Origin of the sequence: Thiocapsa sp. UBA6158 (genome assembly GCF_002423035.1) — a bacterium.
Lineage (GTDB): Bacteria > Pseudomonadota > Gammaproteobacteria > Chromatiales > Chromatiaceae > Thiocapsa.
In genome coordinates this window covers 1-18,429 of the sequence record NZ_DIUM01000059.1, presented here as the reverse complement: position 1 = coordinate 18,429, position 18,429 = coordinate 1, and the positions used below count along the sequence as shown (strand labels likewise).

The 18,429-nt window shown below is 65.7% G+C and carries 22 protein-coding genes; 11 read left to right on the top strand and 11 right to left on the bottom strand.

Features of this window, described 5'->3' with window-relative positions:
* Positions 1–349 precede the first annotated feature (349 nt).
* From B4N44_RS08565 to B4N44_RS08555, 3 genes are all read right to left on the bottom strand, one after another.
* Positions 350–787 (bottom strand): hemerythrin domain-containing protein, encoded by a 438-nt coding sequence (locus B4N44_RS08565; protein ID WP_296699382.1) that lies wholly within the window; start codon positions 785–787, stop codon positions 350–352.
* A 246-nt stretch (positions 788–1,033) separates the two neighbouring features.
* Positions 1,034–1,513 (bottom strand): hypothetical protein, encoded by a 480-nt coding sequence (locus B4N44_RS08560; RefSeq protein WP_296699379.1) that lies wholly within the window; start codon positions 1,511–1,513, stop codon positions 1,034–1,036.
* 41 nt (positions 1,514–1,554) lie between these two features.
* Positions 1,555–2,109, bottom strand: a complete 555-nt coding sequence (locus tag B4N44_RS08555) for a hypothetical protein (RefSeq protein WP_296699376.1) — start codon at positions 2,107–2,109, stop codon at positions 1,555–1,557.
* Between B4N44_RS08555 and B4N44_RS08550 the strand changes: the two genes are divergently transcribed.
* The 5 genes from B4N44_RS08550 (at position 2,096) to B4N44_RS08530 (ending at position 7,373) form a co-directional block, all read left to right on the top strand.
* A complete protein-coding gene (locus tag B4N44_RS08550) occupies positions 2,096–3,625 on the top strand; it encodes an ATP-binding protein (protein ID WP_296699373.1) in 1,530 nt (509 codons plus the stop codon). The two genes, B4N44_RS08555 and B4N44_RS08550, sit on opposite strands and share 14 nt — an antisense overlap.
* Positions 3,626–4,345 (top strand): response regulator, encoded by a 720-nt coding sequence (locus B4N44_RS08545; RefSeq protein WP_296699369.1) that lies wholly within the window; start codon positions 3,626–3,628, stop codon positions 4,343–4,345. It begins immediately after the preceding gene.
* A gap of 313 nt (positions 4,346–4,658) precedes the next feature.
* The gene (locus B4N44_RS08540) at positions 4,659–5,213 is read left to right on the top strand and encodes a hypothetical protein (RefSeq protein ID WP_296699367.1); all 555 of its coding nucleotides are present in this window, start codon (positions 4,659–4,661) and stop codon (positions 5,211–5,213) included.
* A 224-nt stretch (positions 5,214–5,437) separates the two neighbouring features.
* On the top strand, positions 5,438–6,478 hold the full coding sequence (locus tag B4N44_RS08535; protein ID WP_296699365.1) for an NADP(H)-dependent aldo-keto reductase: 1,041 nt from the start codon (positions 5,438–5,440) through the stop codon (positions 6,476–6,478).
* 79 nt (positions 6,479–6,557) lie between these two features.
* Positions 6,558–7,373 carry a DUF429 domain-containing protein gene (locus tag B4N44_RS08530; protein WP_296699363.1) on the top strand — a complete coding sequence of 272 codons (816 nt, stop codon included), beginning with the start codon at positions 6,558–6,560 and terminating at the stop codon, positions 7,371–7,373.
* A gap of 90 nt (positions 7,374–7,463) precedes the next feature.
* Here B4N44_RS08530 and B4N44_RS08525 read toward each other — a convergent pair whose 3' ends face one another.
* The gene (locus B4N44_RS08525) at positions 7,464–8,372 is read right to left on the bottom strand and encodes a PfkB family carbohydrate kinase (RefSeq protein WP_296699361.1); all 909 of its coding nucleotides are present in this window, start codon (positions 8,370–8,372) and stop codon (positions 7,464–7,466) included.
* A complete protein-coding gene (locus tag B4N44_RS08520; RefSeq protein WP_296699360.1) occupies positions 8,356–9,771 on the bottom strand; it encodes a formylglycine-generating enzyme family protein in 1,416 nt (471 codons plus the stop codon). The genes B4N44_RS08525 and B4N44_RS08520 overlap by 17 nt, the downstream gene beginning before the upstream one ends.
* Before the next feature lie 96 nt (positions 9,772–9,867).
* Between B4N44_RS08520 and B4N44_RS08515 the strand changes: the two genes are divergently transcribed.
* The gene (locus B4N44_RS08515) at positions 9,868–10,143 is read left to right on the top strand and encodes a hypothetical protein (RefSeq protein ID WP_296699358.1); all 276 of its coding nucleotides are present in this window, start codon (positions 9,868–9,870) and stop codon (positions 10,141–10,143) included.
* Positions 10,144–10,222: 79 nt separating this feature from the next.
* Here the strand turns inward: B4N44_RS08515 and B4N44_RS08510 are convergent, their stop codons facing one another.
* The 3 genes from B4N44_RS08510 to B4N44_RS08500 form a co-directional block, all read right to left on the bottom strand.
* Positions 10,223–10,765, bottom strand: a complete 543-nt coding sequence (locus B4N44_RS08510) for a retropepsin-like aspartic protease family protein (protein WP_296699357.1) — start codon at positions 10,763–10,765, stop codon at positions 10,223–10,225.
* A gap of 236 nt (positions 10,766–11,001) precedes the next feature.
* On the bottom strand, positions 11,002–11,547 hold the full coding sequence (locus B4N44_RS08505; protein WP_296699355.1) for a retropepsin-like aspartic protease family protein: 546 nt from the start codon (positions 11,545–11,547) through the stop codon (positions 11,002–11,004).
* A 189-nt stretch (positions 11,548–11,736) separates the two neighbouring features.
* Entirely contained in the window at positions 11,737–12,501 is a 765-nt protein-coding gene (locus B4N44_RS08500; RefSeq protein WP_296699353.1) for an MlaC/ttg2D family ABC transporter substrate-binding protein, read from the bottom strand.
* Positions 12,502–12,682: 181 nt separating this feature from the next.
* Here B4N44_RS08500 and B4N44_RS08495 point away from each other — a divergent pair, with 181 nt between their 5' ends.
* Both B4N44_RS08495 and B4N44_RS08490 read left to right on the top strand, forming a co-directional pair.
* On the top strand, positions 12,683–13,024 hold the full coding sequence (locus B4N44_RS08495; protein ID WP_296699351.1) for a hypothetical protein: 342 nt from the start codon (positions 12,683–12,685) through the stop codon (positions 13,022–13,024).
* A gap of 73 nt (positions 13,025–13,097) precedes the next feature.
* Positions 13,098–13,568, top strand: coding sequence for a MaoC/PaaZ C-terminal domain-containing protein (locus B4N44_RS08490; RefSeq protein WP_296699349.1), 471 nt, complete (start codon positions 13,098–13,100; stop codon positions 13,566–13,568).
* Between the two features lie 129 nt (positions 13,569–13,697).
* Here B4N44_RS08490 and B4N44_RS08485 read toward each other — a convergent pair whose 3' ends face one another.
* Together B4N44_RS08485 and B4N44_RS08480 are read right to left on the bottom strand one after the other, a co-directional pair.
* On the bottom strand, positions 13,698–14,531 hold the full coding sequence (locus tag B4N44_RS08485; protein ID WP_296699346.1) for an alpha/beta fold hydrolase: 834 nt from the start codon (positions 14,529–14,531) through the stop codon (positions 13,698–13,700).
* A 167-nt stretch (positions 14,532–14,698) separates the two neighbouring features.
* Positions 14,699–14,971, bottom strand: coding sequence for a hypothetical protein (locus B4N44_RS08480; protein WP_296699344.1), 273 nt, complete (start codon positions 14,969–14,971; stop codon positions 14,699–14,701).
* A gap of 233 nt (positions 14,972–15,204) precedes the next feature.
* On the opposite strand from B4N44_RS08480, the gene B4N44_RS08475 reads away from it, so the two are divergent.
* From B4N44_RS08475 to B4N44_RS08465, 3 genes are all read left to right on the top strand, one after another.
* The gene (locus B4N44_RS08475) at positions 15,205–16,908 is read left to right on the top strand and encodes an FAD-dependent oxidoreductase (RefSeq protein WP_296699341.1); all 1,704 of its coding nucleotides are present in this window, start codon (positions 15,205–15,207) and stop codon (positions 16,906–16,908) included.
* Between the two features lie 267 nt (positions 16,909–17,175).
* Positions 17,176–17,433 carry a hypothetical protein gene (locus B4N44_RS08470; RefSeq protein ID WP_296699339.1) on the top strand — a complete coding sequence of 86 codons (258 nt, stop codon included), beginning with the start codon at positions 17,176–17,178 and terminating at the stop codon, positions 17,431–17,433.
* A 176-nt stretch (positions 17,434–17,609) separates the two neighbouring features.
* On the top strand, positions 17,610–17,771 hold the full coding sequence (locus B4N44_RS08465) for a hypothetical protein (RefSeq protein WP_296699336.1): 162 nt from the start codon (positions 17,610–17,612) through the stop codon (positions 17,769–17,771).
* 196 nt (positions 17,772–17,967) lie between these two features.
* Here the strand turns inward: B4N44_RS08465 and B4N44_RS08460 are convergent, their stop codons facing one another.
* On the bottom strand, positions 17,968–18,393 hold the full coding sequence (locus tag B4N44_RS08460) for a carbohydrate porin (protein ID WP_296699331.1): 426 nt from the start codon (positions 18,391–18,393) through the stop codon (positions 17,968–17,970).
* Positions 18,394–18,429 lie beyond the last annotated feature (36 nt).

Below are 18,429 nucleotides of genomic sequence, written 5' to 3'. Positions count from 1 at the left end.
CCGACAAGTCGGACAGGCTCCTAGGTCGCGAAACTTCCGCCAAGGCGTCAATCGCAAGGCGAGCAGCAAGACCGATGCGAAGAGCAGATTCATGACCCAAAGCAGGGCCGGCGAGAAGAGTGTAGCGTCGAGCGTCATGTTGCGCCTGTCGGAGGTGGCTTGGTCGGGGTGACCTTATCTGCAGAGAATTAGGTAGGTTGTCGGGAGGATCAACTCCGTGCGTGCGATGGAGGGCTTCGCGGAGGGTCGTGCTTGCGGTATCCGAAGCACGGTTCGGCGTGGGCAAGGGGGAAGAAACGCCCGGAGTTGAGCCGCAAGGAACGGCGGCGTAACGAGAAATGGCGGAAACTCAAACGTCCGCGATCATGGCAGCCATGTCCGCAGCCCGCTCCGGCAGAGCTCCGTCGGCCATCGGATAGATGATCCCCTCTTCTTTGTAGTTGTGCTGCTGCACCAGAAAATGCAGCGTCTCGAGGATGCCGAGCAACGCGTTCTGATCGTGCGCATCGACCGCCTCGCCGATCTCGGCGAGGAGCTGTCGCATCTGCGCATGCTCGTTGCACATGATCTCGATGGGATTCTCCGCGACGAAAAAGACCTGCGCGAGTGCGGGGAAGACGACCTCTTCCTCCAGCGCAAAGTGACGGTCCATTGCGGTGACGAGTGCTTCGGCGGCAGCACCGATGGCGGACCAATCCGAGCCGCCGGCACTGGCCTCGGCGGCGGCGAGGAGACGGTCGCAGCGGTGGTGATCCTCGGTGAAGGTGTCGGTGATGGCCGTGATCATTCCGTTATTTTCCGGTGCCGATGCTTAAGATGCGTTGATTCTGCGGCGCTATGGAGGCCGTCGCCTTGACGTGAGTCAGGCTACGGCAGCGCTCGGCAAGTGCTTTTGAGTGAGGTTCCGCGCACGGGTGTTCAGCACGGTTCCCGGGATGTTGGCGATGTGCGACGCGCGCTGGCGTGGCATCGCTTCCGGCCGGTCGTATGCACGAGGCCGAACATCGTGCTCTTGACCCGGAACCGACCGCCGCTAGCGAGCAGGAGTGATGATCGCGTACAGCACGTCCGGCATGTGCAGGGTGTCCGTGGATGCGTCGAACGGCCACAGTTTGGAGGTGACTGAACGAAACCCCTCCCGGGAATAGATCACCTCGACCGCGTAGGTCGTTTGCGCCGAAGGCGCCGCGCCTGTCGAGTGTTCCGGGATCAAGACCGTGCAGGATTCGCGGGAGCTGCATCCAATGAGCTGTAAACTCCGTTGCTCGCCGGGGTTGGGCGTGAGTGCGCCGCTCTCGCTCGCGACGAGGAGTGCCCGGGCGACCTCCTGTGCGAGCTGCCCGTATCCACTGAGCTGGGCGGGGTAAACGCCATTGAAGGTGCCATCCGCAAAGGCGACGTCGTACCGACTGCCTTGGATCTCGATACCCGTCACGCCGCTGATCACGCCGTTGTCCAGGCTGAAGGATTGCGCATGGGCCGAGACTGCCGCCGCGAGGTATAGGGCCATCATGCCGGGACGCAATCCCTGATCGACAATGCGTTTTATCCTCATCATGCTCTCCGTTTGAGATCGATGAACGACGTGACCTCGCGCTCCTCGGCAGGTCGCGTCAGGTCGGCAAAACGGCGACTCCGCTCATGCCACAGGGCGGAATCAACCACGGCGATCGTCGCGACGCGACAACATCCCGGGATCGACGACTTGAAGTCGTCTTCTTCCCCCGGCCTGACCGCCCGCTGGGCTTGCAGGAAAACGCCCCGGGATCGCACCCAATTCGGCGCGCGCATCGGGCACTCGGCATGCCTGAGCTCCCATGGGTCGGAAGCCAAATCGTTGGAGCGCCATTGAAACGCACGGATGTTCATCGCGCATTGCGAAATGTAGAAGAAGGCGTCGGGTTCGATCCGTTCCTTTTTTGGTGCACCCTCGCCTGTTATCGTCGTCCTATCGACCGAGAGCGGATGCCGCGCAACGGCGCCGAGTACTTCGAGCGTGCGTCGACCCGGTCCGCTTCGTTCGACAGAGTAAACGCCCGCTGCGAAACCCCGTTCATGGTCCGCTCGTAGCGAGGCGTCCGGGGCTGCCGTGAAGATGTCGTTCTCCATTCACTCCAAGGTCTTTCTCACGCTTCTGCTCGCCTGCGTTCTGGTCTTGTCGGGCACTCAGGCGTTCGTGCATTGGTCGCTTCAACGCGGATTGGTCGAGCTGGCCGAGGCGCGCGAGCAGGCGCGTGTCGAGGCCATCGGCGAGCGCCTCGTCGAGATCTATGCCCGTGAGGAGAGCTGGACGTCGCTGCGGGCGTCGCCGCGGCTGTGGCTCGGCGCGCTGCTGGGGCGCGATTGGCCCGCGGAGGGGCGTCGGGGCCGACCCGGGGACGGTTCGCATGCTCCGCCATGGGCGCGACGCCTCATCGGACCCCATCATCAGGCGGAAGGCGGCGACGGCTTTGTCTGGCCGCCGCCGACCTTGCGGGACGAGCGACGGGATCGGGGTGCACCGATCGAGCTGCGCCTGATGCTGCTCGACGCCGAGGGCGCCCTGATCTACGGCCGGCCGGAGCTGTTGCCCGACACCCGCCGTTTTCCGTTGAATCTCGACGGCACGCCGATCGGCGCGCTTGCGGTCATCGCGGGCCCCCCGGTCGCGGAACTCGCCGATCTGCATTTCGTCGAGCGCCAAGGCGGACGACTCTGGCTGATCGTGGCGGCGATGCTGGCACTCGCGGCCGCCTTGGCCTATCCGCTGTCCAGTCGTCTGATCCGTCCCGTGAAGGAGTTTCAGCACACCGCGCGCCGACTGGCGGCCGGGGACTATGACGCCCGCGTGGGGATCCGCGGCGGCGACGAGATCGCTCGCCTGGGCCGTGACATCAACGCCCTTGCGGATGCGCTGGAGCGCAACGATCGGGCGCGCCGCCGGTGGGTCGCGGACATCTCGCACGAGCTGCGCACGCCGATCGCGCTGTTGCGGGCGCATCTGGAGGCGATGCAGGATGGCGTGAGACCGCTGGAACGCGCGGAGGTCGATCGGCTGCACGGGGACGTACTGCGGCTCTCGCGCCTGGTCGAAGACCTGAACGATCTTGCGACGACGGATCTGGGTGCACCCGCCTACCGGATGCAGGAGATCGACCTTGCCGAGCTCCTCGGCGAGGATATCGATGCCTTTCGGACGCGCTTCGAGGCCGCGGGGCTCGACTTGGTCTTCGACAATCGTCTCGCCGGTCGGCGCGACGCGGCTCAGGCCGGGTGTGCTCCGCTGTACGCGGACGCCGGCCGGATCTCCCAACTCTTCGGCAACCTCCTTCACAACAGCCTGAGCTACACGGATCCGGGCGGGGGGCTGACGGTGACCTTGGACGCAGCTCCGCCCGGCGCCTATCGGGTCAACTTCGAGGATACGGCGCCCGGCGTCCCGAGCGAGGACCTGCCCCGGCTCTTCGACCGACTGTATCGGGTCGATGCCTCGCGCAGCCGCCACACGGGCGGCGCCGGACTGGGCCTTGCGATCGCGAAGAACGTGGTGCTGGCCCATGGCGGGACCATCGAGGCACAGGCAGCGGCGGCGGGCGGCTGTGCGATCCGCATCGAGCTGCCGGCGGAGCGAGGGGCGAGGATGTAGATGAACCAATCCACACTGCCGTTGATTCTCATCGTCGAGGACGAGGAGCGCCTGGCCGAGGTGGTCGGCGACTATCTGCGTGCGGCCGGCTTCCGGGTCCATCACCTGGGCTGCGGTACGGGTGCAGTCGCCTGGATCGAGCGCGAAAGACCGGATCTGATCCTACTCGACCTCATGCTGCCGGGTCAGGACGGGTTGAGCATCTGTCGCGAGGTGCGCAGCCGCGCCCAGGTGCCCATCATCATGACCACGGCACGGGTCGAGGAGATCGATCGCCTGCTGGGGCTCGAGCTGGGTGCCGACGACTATGTCTGTAAACCTTACAGCCCGCGGGAGCTGGTGGCCCGCGTCAAGGCCGTCCTGAGACGAACCAGCCGGGCGCACGAGCACCGCCGCGGCGGTTTCTTGACACTCGAGCCGGACCGATTGCAGGTCGCGCACGACAGCAAGGCCATCACGCTGACCGCCGTGGAGTTTGCCTTGCTCGCCGCGCTCCATCAGGCCGCGGGCCGAATCCTCTCGCGCGACCGTCTCATGGACCGGATCTACCCCGACAACCGGGTTGTTTCCGATCGCACCATCGACAGCCACATCAAGAAGCTCCGGCGCCGACTCGGCGAGCTGGTACCGGATGTCGAGCTGATCCACTCGGTCTATGGTGTCGGCTATCGCTACGAGGAGCCCGAGGCCAACGAGGGCCTCTCGCACCGACCCCGGTGAACCGCAAAGGGACGGCGTGCGAGCTCGACTTGTTCGCCGATGGGAGCGCCAGGATGGACGAGCACAGCGCAGTCCACCCGTGTCGGCACGGGGTTTGGTGGACTTCGCTCTCGCTCGTCCACCCGAGCGGCCGGTCTCCTCGACAAGGCCAGTCTCGACCGTTCGGCTCGGACTCGTCTGCTTCCACGAAATCTGCACGATCTCTGCACAGCTCCTGCACCCTGGTTACCTAACCTGCACTGCGTCGGGACTGGACTCGACATCCCATCGGGACCCTCCCGAGACGCAACAAAGACAGCAAAGGTGACACATCATGAACACAGGCAAGAGCTTTCGCACCGCAACCTTGGCGTTCGCCGTCACGGCAGTCATGGCCACCTCGGTCTTGGCCGGACCACGCGGCTTTGAGCAGGACCCGAGCGCGTTCGCGGACCAACGCATCGAACGTATGACGAGGAACCTGGACCTGACGACCGAGCAGCAAGGCGAGATCCGGACCATCCTGGAGGAGCAGCGTGCGCAGGCGCTTCAACAGCGCGAGGACACGCGGGCTCGCATCGGCGCCCTTCTGACGTCCGAGCAACAGGCACGCATCGAGGAGCAGCGGAACTCTCGGATGGAAAGGCATCTCGATCGGCTCGCCGACCGACTCGATCTGAGCGAGGATCAGATCACCCAAGTGCGCACCGTCATGCAGACCAAGAACGACGGCTCGGGCATGGCCCGAGACGCGGTCCGAGAGCAGATCAAAGCCGTCCTGACCGAGGATCAGCTCGAGCGGTTCGAGGCCCGCGGACCCGGATCCAAACGCGGAGGTCCGGGCGCCCCCTGTGCTTCGGGAAAGACGCGCGGCGGGCCGGCGTTCTGATGCCGCGAGCCCCGGCCGATCGCGGATCCAGTTCGCTCCGGCCGGGGCTCGCGCCGAGCGGGACCCGTGCATGGACATGCGCATGCCGCACACGCGCCCTCTTCGATACGCCATATCCGCAGCGGTTGCTTCTTCGATAGAATCAGGGCGATTCTTCGCTTGATCATGTGCTTGGGCGACGCGATCTAGCCTCCTGGATCACCGACACGATTGAGGAGAACACAATGGAGTTCAGACCGCTCGGGCGCTCGGACATCCGCGTCAGCGCACTTTGCCTCGGCACCATGACCTTCGGTGAGCAGAACAGCGAGGCCGAGGCACATGCCCAGCTCGACCGTGCGCTCGCCGCGGGGATCAACTTCATCGACACGGCCGAGATGTATCCGGTCCCGCCACGCGCGGAGACCATCGGCCGGACCGAAGCCTATATCGGCACCTGGTTTGCGTCGCGCGGTTGTCGTGACCGGGTGGTTCTGGCCTCCAAGGTTGCCGGCCCGGCCGCATGGCTGCCGCATCTTCGCGGCGGCAAGTCGCGACTGGACCGCGCCAACATCGTGACGGCCTTGGACGGCAGCTTGAAGCGTCTGCAGACGGACTGGATCGACCTCTACCAGCTCCATTGGCCGGATCGCGAGACCAATTACTTCGGCAAGCTCGGCTATTCACCGGTGGAGGACGCCCACAGCGTGCCCTTGCTGGAAACACTCGAGGTGCTCGCCGATCAGGTCCGGGCCGGCAAGATTCGGCAGATCGGTGTCTCCAACGAAACCCCCTGGGGGCTGATGCGCCTCCTCGCGCTCGCGCAGGAGCACGGCCTGCCGCGCATGGTCAGCATCCAGAATCCGTACAGTCTCCTGAACCGAACCTTCGAGATCGGTCTCGCCGAGGTCGCCGTTCGGGAGGACTGCGGCCTCCTGGCCTATTCGCCGCTCGGCTTCGGCGTGCTCTCGGGGAAGTATCTGGACGGCGCACGCCCGGCGGGTGCGCGCGTCACGCTCTTCGAGCGCTTCAGCCGTTATTCCAATCCGCAGGCCGAGCGGGCCACGGCCGAGTATGTCGCACTCGCGCGCAGCCACGGACTCGACCCGGCGCAGATGGCGCTCGCCTGGGTGACGAGCCGCCCCTTCGTCACGTCCAACATCATCGGTGCGACAACGCCCGAGCAGCTGGAGGCCAACCTTGCCAGCGCGGATCTCAGGCTCTCCGATGAGATGATCGCGCAGATCGAGACCATCCATACGCGGCAGCCGAATCCGGCACCCTGAACCGGGTCGGTGCGAATTGATTCGCATCGTGACCGTGCGACCTGCGAATCAAGTCGCACCTACACCGGATCCCGCGCGAATGACGATCTACGGCATCGACTTCACCAGCCGACCGAGTCGCCGCAAGCCAATCACCTGCCTGGAGTGCCGTTTCGACGGCCTGCGACTGGAGGCTGTCGAGCTGACCGAATGGCGCGATTTCGCGGGTTTCGAGACCGCGCTGCGGCGACCAGGCCCTTGGATCGCCGGGATCGATTTCCCTTTTGGCCAATCGCGCGCCTTCATCGAGAACATCGGCTGGCCCGACACCTGGGCGGGCTATGTGGATCATGCCGCCGGACTCGGTCGCGACGGCTTCAGCGCCGCGCTGGATGGTTACAGGGCGACTCGCGCTCCGGGCGACAAGGAGCACCGCCGTGCGACGGATCGCGCAACCGGCGCGATCAGCCCGCAAAAGCTCTACGGCACGCCGGTCGGACTCATGTTCTTCGAAGGCGCACCAAGGCTGCGCAAGGCCGGAGTGAGGATTCCCGGGCTCCAGGACGGCGACCCCGAGCGGATTGTCGTCGAAGCCTATCCCGGCGCCCTCGCCCGTCGACTCATCGGCAAGGAAAGCTACAAACAAGACGCAAGGTCCAAGCAGACAGCGCAGCGGGACGCGGCCCGGAAAAGGCTCCTCGACCTGATCCTCGACGGTGAGCCGACGCAGTCCATCTATGGCCTGAAGGTCGAGGCGGATCCGAGCCTCGCCGAGGATCCGAGCGGCGACCGGCTCGACGCCTTGTTGTGTGCCATCCAGGCGGCTTGGGCCTGGACGCAACGGGAGCAGGGGTTCGGAATGCCCGCCGCGATGGACTGCCTGGAAGGCGCAATCGCGGATCCGATCGGCCGCTGACGCACCGATGCATGCACGTCGGAACAAGCCTGCACGCGACTCGCCCGGCAAATTGTCGTATGGAGTCTTCTTTATCCGATCAACAGCCATTCAGTCGGATATCGGCGGTGAATCGCGCTCCATCACAAGACCCGGATGCCCGCATTTGAGGCCCGCGAGTTTGACCGCCTGCACGACGGCTTCGCCGTCGGGCAGGCCCTGCAGCAGGCCATGGATCACCCCGGCGTTGAAGACATCGCCCGCACCCAAGGTATCGACGACACGCGTCGGGACATAGGCCGGCACCCGCTGGACATGACTGCCGCGCGCAAGGAAGGCGGCACCTTCCGCACCCCAAGCAACAACGCCAAGCCGTGCGTCGCTGCGCAGGAGGAGATCCTCGAGGAAATCACCCGGATCCTCGAATCCGCCGGCCCGCGCAAAGGCGCGACTCGCCAGTATGAGCTGCGGGCCATGCAGCAACGCCTCGATCCCGGGGCGGTGTTTCTCGAGCTCCACCGAGATCGGTACATCCGGCACCTCCTCTCGGACACGCCGAATCATGCGCGCGGTCTCCTGCGGGTTGCGCCCTTCGAGATGAACCCAGGCGAGCCCATCCAACGAGGCCCGACCGAAATCGTCCGCAGTCAGCTCGGGCAGGTCCCGAAAATGGACAATGGTCCGGCTGCCGTTGGCCCGGCTGAGCAGGATCGACGAGGTCGGAGTGGTCCCGCCGGGAACCCGCACGGCATCCCGTGTCTCGATGCCGCGATCGGCAAGGTCGGCAAGGATCAGGTCGGCCGCCGCGTCGTCGCCTAGGGTGCCGACCCAACGGCAGGGGTGTCCGAGTCGCGACAAGACGGCGAGGCTGTTGGTGACGTTGCCGCCGCGCACCCGACGCATGGCCAGGGCACGGACCTCGTTGTCCTCGGCGGGATAGACTGCGACCTCGTTGACGAGGTCGAGCACGGCGATGCCGACACCCAGCACGGACCCTGCGGGCTCAGATGTCTCGTGCAACGCGAAACCCCAGCATGTCCAGACGCGTGCCCGGAACAAAGCGTGAGCGAACATAGGTCCGCATCGAGGCGGACGGCCTGTTGAAGGCACCGCCGCGGGCAACACGATAGGCGCATGGACCGCCCGTACGGGCACTCCCGTCGCTCGGTGCGCCGTCGTAGCCCGACTCATAACAGTCCGCGACCCACTCCATCACATTGCCTGCCGTCTCGTGGAGACCGAACGGGCTCGCCTCGAAGCTCCCCACAGGGGCCGTCGAGCGGTTGTCCCAGGCGCTGCCGCAATCCAAGCAAACCGCACGATTCGGCTCCAGCCCGAACCCCCACCAGTAGGATCCGCGCCCGCCGGCGCGCGCCGCGTACTCCCATTCGGCCTCGCTCGGCAGGCGGTAGCTGCGTCCGGTCTCGCGTGAGAGCCAGGTCGCGTAGGCGCGGGCATCCTCCCAGCTCACCCCGACCACCGGGCGGTTGCCTCGGCCCCATCCGAAGTCCCTCGCAAGGCCGCGACCGGTGACGCGGGCGAAACGATCGTAGTCCTCGAAGGTGACTTCGTAGACGCCCATCCAGAAGGGCGCGATCTCGACCTCGCGCTCCGGCCCGAAGTCGCTCGCGACCGTGAGATTCCGACCCATCCGGAAACGCCCGCCGGGGAGCCTTGCGAGCGTCGGACCCAAGCCGCCGTTGCGCAACCGATCACGCTGTGTCGGGACTGCGACGATCGACGGCGCAACAGGCTCGGCCGTCGACTCTGGCCCGGGCGGCAGTGCGCTCGCACCGGTCGCGGACTGGGTTGCGGGGGACTCAGAGGAGACGGTTTCCGGGGTCGCAGGGGCAGTCGGGCGATCGGCACGCAGCCACACGAAAAGGACGAGCACGGCGAGCGCCGGGATTAGAAGCAGCGGCCAGAGGCCGACACTGACCGCGCGAAGCCGGCTCCGAGGTGGCTCGGCGAACGGCCCGCGCGGCGGCACCGGCTCGAGCAGCGCGGGCTCGCTCGCCTGCGCCTGCAGAGCGAGCAGGGCCTGTCTCAAACGACCAACCTCCTCCAGCGCAGCCGTCAAAGAGAGATCGCGCCGCTCCAGCTCTTTGTGCAGACCGTCGAAGACCAGATGCCGATCCTCCAGCACGTCCTCGAGACGGCGACACTCCTTGGTGATCGCGTCGATTGCCTGCTCTTTGGCACCGAGTGTCCGCTGAAGGCTCTCGAGCTCCTGACGAAGGGCGAGTCGCTCGGCGGCCGAGGCTGCTCCGGCCTCGCCCGCAGAGCGCTCGCTCAACTGGCGATTGATGCGCGCAACCTCCTGCTGGGCCTCACGACGCACCTCCCACAAGGCCTGACGCAACGACGCGGTCTCGGCGCGGTCGCCTTGCGGGGGCTGTGGGTGCGTTTCGTCGACCATTCAGAAGGGCATCGGATGGGTTGAGCCGACTTGAGCGTCGTGCGACATCGTCGGATCATGCTGCGCGCGAGCACGTGTCCGAGGCGTAAGGTTCGCATGATCGGCGGTCGGTTGCACCTTGAGTTGAAGGTCCGGGCGCACCGGGCAACATCAACGACGAGCGCGGCCTGCATCGCCGAGCCGGTTCTAGCCTCGCTCGGCGGCGGCTTTCTGCTCGCCCGACCCGCCGGTGCGGCGCCGGAGCTTTTCGACTTCTTCGTGCAGACCCCGCGCCGATTCGGCGGTGCCCACAGCGTGGCGGTCGCCCCGGACGGCAGCACGCATGGCGCGGGGGATCCAAGGCGCGGCGGGGTTGGGCTCCAGGTCGGTTAAACCGCGCCCGGCGCGGTATGTGCTGTTTTGGGATGGGAACGGCCCCGGCAGACTCGACGCGTGTTGGAGCCGGCGCGGTTTAGTCGCTCGAATACGGCCGCAGGATCATCTCCCCGCCGCGCAGCACCAGCTCCATGCGTCTGAGGTAGGCCATGCCCAGCAAGACCTGATCACCCTGCATGTTGGGGAGGATGGTCGCGTTGAGGTCATAGGCAACCAGCCCGCCGACATCCACACTCTCCAGCCGCGCGACCCAGGTGCGGACATCGCCGTTGCCGGTCTTGCTGACCCCGCCGGGCTGGAGCGTCAAGCCGAGCGTCTGGGCCACCATGTAGGGCATGGCAACATCTACGGCCCCGGTATCGACCAAGAACTCGATGGGTGTTCCGTTGATCCGTCCGGTGGTCACGTATTGACTCACCTGATTCTCTTTGAGGACGACCTCGGGCACGTCGCCCGCGCCGAGATAGGCGACCGGGTTCGGATTCGGATTCTCCCGGCGCGCCGCCAGATCGCGTGCGAGCAGGATCACCAGCAGACTCGCGAGCAGAAACACGGGGATCGGCATCTTGCGTCTGAGCCAAGCGACTGAGCTCTCTGGAATCCGGTGCAGTCTGATCATCGTTCGTCGGGGTGCGTCGAGACCAAGTGAAGCGCCGTCGGCGTTGGCTCCGAGCCCGATCGCGGGGCCGGATCGCCGCAGGCTACCCGCCCGGCATTGCGCTCGAAGTGTCGCGCCGATGCACGGGACCGGTCGAGCTTAAACCGAAACCATACGGATGACGAGGTTGTGTGGCCCGGAGCGGAAGTGAGATTCGGAGTCGGAGCCGGCGCGAGAGGCCGGCACCAAGACGCGGATCAAGATGATCCGAGGTGAGGACGCAGCGTCAGCACACCGGCGCGCTGGATCAGCTCCAGATGGCTCAGATAACTCATGCCGAGCAGGACATCGTCTCCGGGCATATTCGGCAAGACGGTGGCGCGGACGTTGTGCGCAACCAATCCGCCGAGATCAACGGTGTCGAGCCGTGTCGTCCAGGTCCGCACCATGCCGTTTGCGGTCTTGCTCATACCGCCGGGTCTGAGCGGCAGCGACAGGCGCTCGGCCAAGGACAGCGGCAAGGCGACGTCGGTCGCGCCCGTGTCGATCAAAAAGCGCACCGATTCGCCGTTGATCCGACCGCCGGCGACATAATGCCCGGCGCGGTTGCGTTCCAGGCGCACCTCGGGGACACCGCTGCCGCCGTGCAGCGCGACCGGATCCGGGTTGGGATTGTCGCGACCTGTGATGACGCCGTCGAAGAACATCGCCAACAACGCCAATCCGACGATCCATGCCGCGAACAGCATCACCCGCCCGACCTTCGAAGGCATGTCGTCGGCGCCCGGGGGCGCGCTGTTCATCGGTCCATCCATCGTCGGCTTCCCATGGTCGACCCCAAGTCGGGCGAAACGATCGCCGGTCGTGACCTCGCGCAAGGTCCAGTCTATGGCCTTTGGCTAGGTCTCCTTCAAGTGGTTCGCTCGGAGCCGGGCCGGCACAGTTCGCACCGACGCCGAACCGCTCCGGGCGAGGAGCGGTTCGGTCGAGGATCAACGCGTCGGCACTGCCCCCTGTCCGGCCATGCGCTGAAACTGCACCCGATAATAGGCAGCCGCGCTTTGTCCGTTCGCCACGACATCGTAGACGCGCCAGCCAGTCTGCGACTTGTACATCCGAAACTCGAGCTTGGAGGGATAGCCCTGCGCGCGCAGCAGCGCCACGTTGACGCTGACGTCGCCGCGCGGGCCCACGCGCGGCGGCAAGATGCGGATCTGCTGCCCCTGATAGTCCATCAGCCGGGTCGCCAGGGTGCCGAGGAAATCGGCCTCCAGATGTGCGGCCATCGCCTTCTTATCCTCGGCACTCATGCGCTCGGACGCCGGACCGGCAACCCACTTGGCCATCTGCTCGAAGTCGAAATAGGGTGCGATCTCGCCGTCGAGGAAGGCGGCAACCTGGAGACGATTGGGCACCTCTTCCCGGGCGAGGAAGCCGAGGAGCTTATCCATGCCCTCTTTGAGCGTTGCGCTGGCCTCGGCCGCAGGACCCTCGGCCATCCCGGCAGGCGCCGCTGCACCCCGGGCCGGTGCCGCAGATTCCGCACGCGCGGGCGGCGCGGCCGGGCGCATGGGGCGAGCCGGGGCGGCGGGCATCTCCGGCATAGCCGGCATGGCCGGATAAGCGCCGCCGTAGGGCATCGGCATCGGGCCATAACCTTGAGGAATGGGCGGGGGAGCGTAGCCGTAAGGCTGGGCGGAGGCGCCGGCGGCGGCTCCGAGTAAAACGAGGAGCGGCACCAAAGAACGAGACTTCATCGAATTCCTCCTAAATGTTATGTTTTTCGTCGTCCGCCAAGCGTCCTGTCGCCGCCCGGCAGGCTCGGAGCGTGCCAACGGACTCGGGGAAAAGCAAGCCGGTCGGTATAGACTATCCGGCATCGGCAGGACTCGGAATCGCCCGAATCCGGCATATCACCACGAGGGAGGCAAACACCTCATGTCCCTACCGCGCGTCCACTACCGGGTCGTCGGACAAGATGACTATACGTTGGAGATCATTCTGGAGCCCACGGGTGCCTATCGGGTCGACTGCGGCGACCATACCAGCCACAAGCCACGCCAAGGCGCGCTCGACGGGCCTCAGACCCGCGAGATCGCCGCCCTGATCGATGCCTTGGGCGAGCCCCGAGATCACCCGGCACCTGCAGGCGCGACCGGGTTCATCGCCGAACTGATCGTCGGCTCCCCGCCCGATACGCGTGTCTACCGCGTCTGGGAAGGCGAGCTGGCCGAAGAGCCGGACGTCATGGCGCTGATCCGCGCGCTGGAGATCATTTGAGCGGCGCGGCGATCGCCGCGAAGGCCGCGGAAGCCCGTTGCGCGCACTGCAGAACAGCAGGGAGATCCCATCCATGACGCCAACCCGCTGCTTGACCGCCGCGATGCTCGAAGTCGGCATGCGCCACGAGGCGCGCCTGAGCTTCAGCCGCGAGGAGGTCGATCGTTACTGCGCTCTGGTCGGGGATCACAACGCGATCCATCGCGACCTCGACGCGGCACGGGCACGGTTCCCGGATGCTCGGGACATCATCGTCCCGGGCGGACTCGTGCAAACCCGTATCTCCGCCCTCTTCGGGACCGAGTTTCCGGGCGACGGGACGCTCGGCTTGACCTTCTCGCCCGAGCGCCTGCGCCGCCCCCTGTATCCCGGCGACGAGCTGGTCGTAACGCTGGAGGTCGCACGCCTGATCCGTGGCGGAATCGTGGAGATGCGGATCGGTATCGCCGATCCCGAGGGCAACCGCGTCAGCGAGGCAACCGCCAAGGTGGTGGCGCCGGACGCGGCCTATCGGGCTTGGTGGGAGGCGAACATCGCAGGCTGAGGGCGGAGGTTCGGGGTTCGGGTGATTCCCGAAAGGGGCGACCACCCGAGGCCTCGCAGGGGCGATGGGGCGACTTTAGCGCCCGTTGCGCTACCCCGGCGGCCCGGATTTCCACGCCCGAAAATCGCCTCAGAACCCGCCGGGCTCCGGGTGTAACCGTTCCCCGTCGAGGAAGGTCGCAAGATAGCGGGCCGTCTGCTCGGGTGACTGATAAAAGAACCCGTGTCCGCCGCCCTTGATTTGGATCACGGAGGCAGCGGCGATGCGCGTGCCGATGATCCAGGCATTGCGCGGCGGGATGACGACATCCTCGGTACCGGTCATCACGAGTGTCGGGGCGGCGATCTCGGACAGTCTTGGGCAGACGCCGGGCCAGGCGCGGAGTGTGTCGGCCTGGCGCAGCAGATTCGCATCGTCGATCGGTGCCGTGATCGGCGGAAAGACCTGCATCGGGTCCGGGGTCTCCCGCAGCCAGTCGGGCGGGAAGAGATTCTCGAGCATCCGCCGAATGCGCTCCTCGAGCGTCCCGGACATATCCACCAGCCGTCGCCAGACTGCCTCGTGCGGCCAAACCGCCTCCGCGCCGCCGCAGGATGCGGACAAGAGAACGAGCCGCTCGACCGTCTCCGGGTGCGCCAGCGCAAGCTCCTGCGCGATAAAGGATCCCATGGACCAGCCCAGGACGTGCGCGCGGTCGATATCCAGCGCCTGCAGCAAGGCATGGGCATCGGAGGCGAATCGGGCGATCGAATAGTCCTGGTCCGAGGAGGTGCTGTAACCCATGCCGCGATTATCGAAGACGATGACCGGGCGTGTCCGGGCCAGCGCCTCGACGATCGTCGGAGGCCACATCTCCATCAACCCACCGTAGCCCATGATCATGAGCACGGGGACGCCGTCTCGGGACGGCCCGAAGACGCGGTAGGCGATCTCGATATCGTCGATGGACGCGCGTTCGATCATGCTGTCGACTCCGATGAGGTCTGCCGTTTTCGGGTCGGGGCTCGAGATCTCGAATCCCGATTGGTCGGCTCCTGGCTGGTCGGTTACTGACCAGTCGGCCCGGGCATAGACAGCCGCAGCGGCGCAGAGCACGCCGACTGCGGCAAGTACGTAGAAGTCCCCCGACCTCAAGCCGTCACCCCACGAAGCTCGCCCGGGGGCCGGCGCACGATCAGCTCCTGAGTCGGATAGGTAAACTGGATGCCTTCCTCCTGGAACTTGCGATAGATCGCGAGGTTGATGGCCTGTTGGATGTCCATGTAGAGCGTGAAATCAGCGCCGATCACATCGTAGACCACCTCGAAGTCCAGCGAAAAATCACCGTAGGCGGCGAAGTGTGCACGATCGACACGGGTGAACCGCTGGGCCCGAGGGCGCCATCGGAACGCCCGGATCCGCACCGACGACTAATCCTCGTAAGCCGCCGTCTTGCGCGGGCTTGACCCGGATCAGTCTCGACTCGCCGTTTGTTGCGGATCCGCAATTCCGACGGCAGCCGAATGGATCACACTTCCCGTGTTGAACCGCTCGGCCGAAACCGCTCGATCAATCCACTCCGACACCTCACCCGGTCGTCCATCCGGCCGGCCGCGCCTCCTATCACTCGTTTCCGCTCAACCGAGAGATCTGATTTATGTCGTCACAACCCCTGCATATCGTCGTCATCGGCGGCTCCGCTGCCGGCCCCAAGGCCGCCGCCAAGGCCCGTCGGATGGACGAGCATGCCGAGATCACCCTGATCCAGCGCGAGCCGGATCTGTCCATGGCCTCCTGCGGCTTTCCCTACTACGTCGGCGGCACCTTCGACGACCGCAACATGCTCGTCTGCACACCGGCGGGCATCATCCGCGACCCGGCTTTTTACGGCAAGGCCAAGCGCATCCAAGCCTTGGTGCGTACCGAGGCGACCGAGATCGACCGGGTCGCCAAAACCGTCACCTATCGGGATCTGCCGACCGGTGAGCAGTCCACCATCCCTTACGACCGCCTGGTCATCGCCACGGGCGCGACACCGCTGCGCCCCTGCGTGCCGGGCATCGAGCTCGAGGGTGTCACGACGCTGCATTCGATGGCCGATGCCGATGCCTTGCGAGCGGTCCGCGACGACAATAAGGCCACCAAGGCCGTGGTCGTCGGCGGTGGCCTGATCGGGTTCGAGGTCTGCGAGGCCCTGCGGCTCGCCGGGATTCACACGACCGTGATCGAGAAGACCCGACAGATCCTGCCGTTTCTGGATCCCGACCTGTCGAAGCTGGTCGAAAACCACGTCCGCGCGCACGGCCCGGACATCATCGTCGGCAACGGTGTTGCCGAACTGCTCGGGGAGAACGGCAAGCTCGTCGGCGTCAAGCTCGACAACGGCACCGAGCTGCCCTGCGAGGTCGCCGTGATCGCCGTCGGGGTCAGACCCAATGTCAAGCTCGCCCAAGCCGCCGGAATCGAGATCGGCTCGGTCGGAGGCATCCGCGTCAACGAACAAATGCAGACCTCCGACCCGGATATCTATGCCGTCGGCGACTGTGTGGAGTGCACCTCGCTGGTCAGCGGCAAGGCCGTGCGCGCGCCCTACGGCGACCTCGCCAACCTACAGGGACGCGTCGCCGGCCAGAATCTTGTGAACGAGGGCAGCGCCCGCTTCCCCGGTATCATCCAGACCGGCATCTGCAAGATCTTCGATTACGCGGTCGGCTTTACCGGACTCTCGGCCAAGGATGCCCGCGAGGCGGGTTTCGACGACATCGAGACGGCGATCATCTCAGGGCTCGACATCCCCGGCTACATGAGCGGCAAGCTGCTGATCAGCAAGCTCGTCGCCGATCGCAAGACCGGCCGTATCCTCGGCTTCCAATGCATCGGCCCCGGCGATGTGAGCAAGCGCGTGGCGGTCGTCGCCATGGCGATCCGCGGCAAGCTGACCGTGGATGACATGGTCAATGCCGATCTGCCCTATGCGCCGCCCTACTCGCTCGCCATCGATCATGTGATCAGCTCCGCCCAGGTCATGGACAACAAGCTCCAGGGCCGCATGCACGGGCTCTCGGCGAGCGAGGTCAAGCATCGAATCGACACCGGCGCCGACTGCTTCATCCTGGATACCCGCAGCCCCCAGGAGTTCGAGGAGACGCGCCTGGGCATCGGCGAGACCCTGATCCCGCTCGGTGCAATTCGCGATCGACTGGGCGAGCTACCGCAGGACAAGTCCAAGGAGATCATCCTCTACTGCCGGATCTCGCTGCGCGGCTACGAAGCCGCGGCCATCCTCGATGCCCACGGATGGCACAACGTGAAGGTCATGGAAGGCGGTGTTGTCGCCTGGCCATTCCCGAAAGAGAAGTGAGGTCGGCTCTCACACCCACGATCGGGTGGGCGGGGCGGTTGTAGGTCTTCTTCGTGGTCCTGATCTCACTCCATGTCCTGGCCGCGCTCTGGCATCAATACCTGCTCCACGATGGGTCGATCGATCGCATGGTGCCGTGGGGCAAGTTCGCACGTTACGCTTGAGCGAGACGTCAGGGGACCGACCGGGCCCGGGATGGCCTCGGGGCCTGATCGAGGCGCGCCCCGAGGCCAGCCGGAACGACATCGCGTTGGGAGGGTTTCGACCTTGACTCCAATGACCTTCGGGCTCATCGGCGCCATGCTCAGCCCCGAGCTCGCCTGGGCAGCCGACGAGGGCGGTTATCGCCCGGGGTTCCTCCAGATCCTCATCCTGATGGTCGTCACCCTCGGCCCGCTCAAGCTGATCGGCCCCTTCGCCGCCGCGAATCAGACTCTGTCCCTCGCCGATCGGCGCCGCCTGGCGCTCCAGAGCGTGCTCATCGGGACCGTCGCCGTACCCTCGGTGGCGTCATCGGGAGTCTGATCGCAGCCAACTGGGGCCTCTCCACGCCCATCCTCACGGTCACGGCGGACCTCATCTTCTTTCTCGTCGCCCTGCGCGCCGTACTCGCGCAATACGGCCCCCCGAGCACTGACGAACCGTCGCCCCGTGGCGCGCCGTCCCCCTTTGCCACCTGTTTCCCGTCCTCGTCACACCCGATGGAATCGCGGGGGGTCGTGGCCCTGGTGTCGCTCTTCCACCAGGACATCCCGAGGCTGATCGAGGCGGTCGTCGCGGTGCTCGCCGTCATGGCGATGAATCTGGTCACCATGCTCTTCGTCCATGTCTTCACCGGACCCGCACTTGGCGTCTGCTCCTGATGACAGGCGCCATCTTCAGGGTCCTCCAGGTCCCGCTCGCCATCCGCATCCTCGCCGTTGGGCTCCACGACCTCATCGTCCCCTTGATCCGGGGTTGATCGCACCGGATCTGGGGTGTTCGGCACCCAGCTCACTGCGCTGCCCCTGTTGGCGCCGAGCAAGCGCCATCTGAAAGGCCGCCGCGACCGGAGCGAGCCTAAAACAAGGTGACCAACCGCAATGAAACCACGCTGGCCCCAGGAAGGTCCGGGCTCAATCCAGGCTCAGGGATGTAGGTGAAAGCCGCGATCGCCGTGAACGTCCAATAGTTCGCCGGCGGGCCAATGGTGAAATTCGCCGTGTAGGCTGTTTGAAACATCAACTCGCTGGGGGCGAAACCCATCGAGGTATTCAGCTCAGATTGCGCGACACCGAAGCTCACCGTGTCCTGCGATCGCCCAGGGACCAAGCCAGCCGCAGTGAGTCCGGCGCCATAGTAGGTATTGACCGGAGCCGCGTGAGATCCCGTGTGTCCGTACTGCAGATATCCGACCAGACCGGAACTGTCGACATTCGGACGCTGGTACCAGAGTCGTTGATTCGCGAACGCATAATAACCATTCGCACCATTTTCGACCGACATCGTTGGTGTATACGGCCTTGATCATCGATTGGTCCA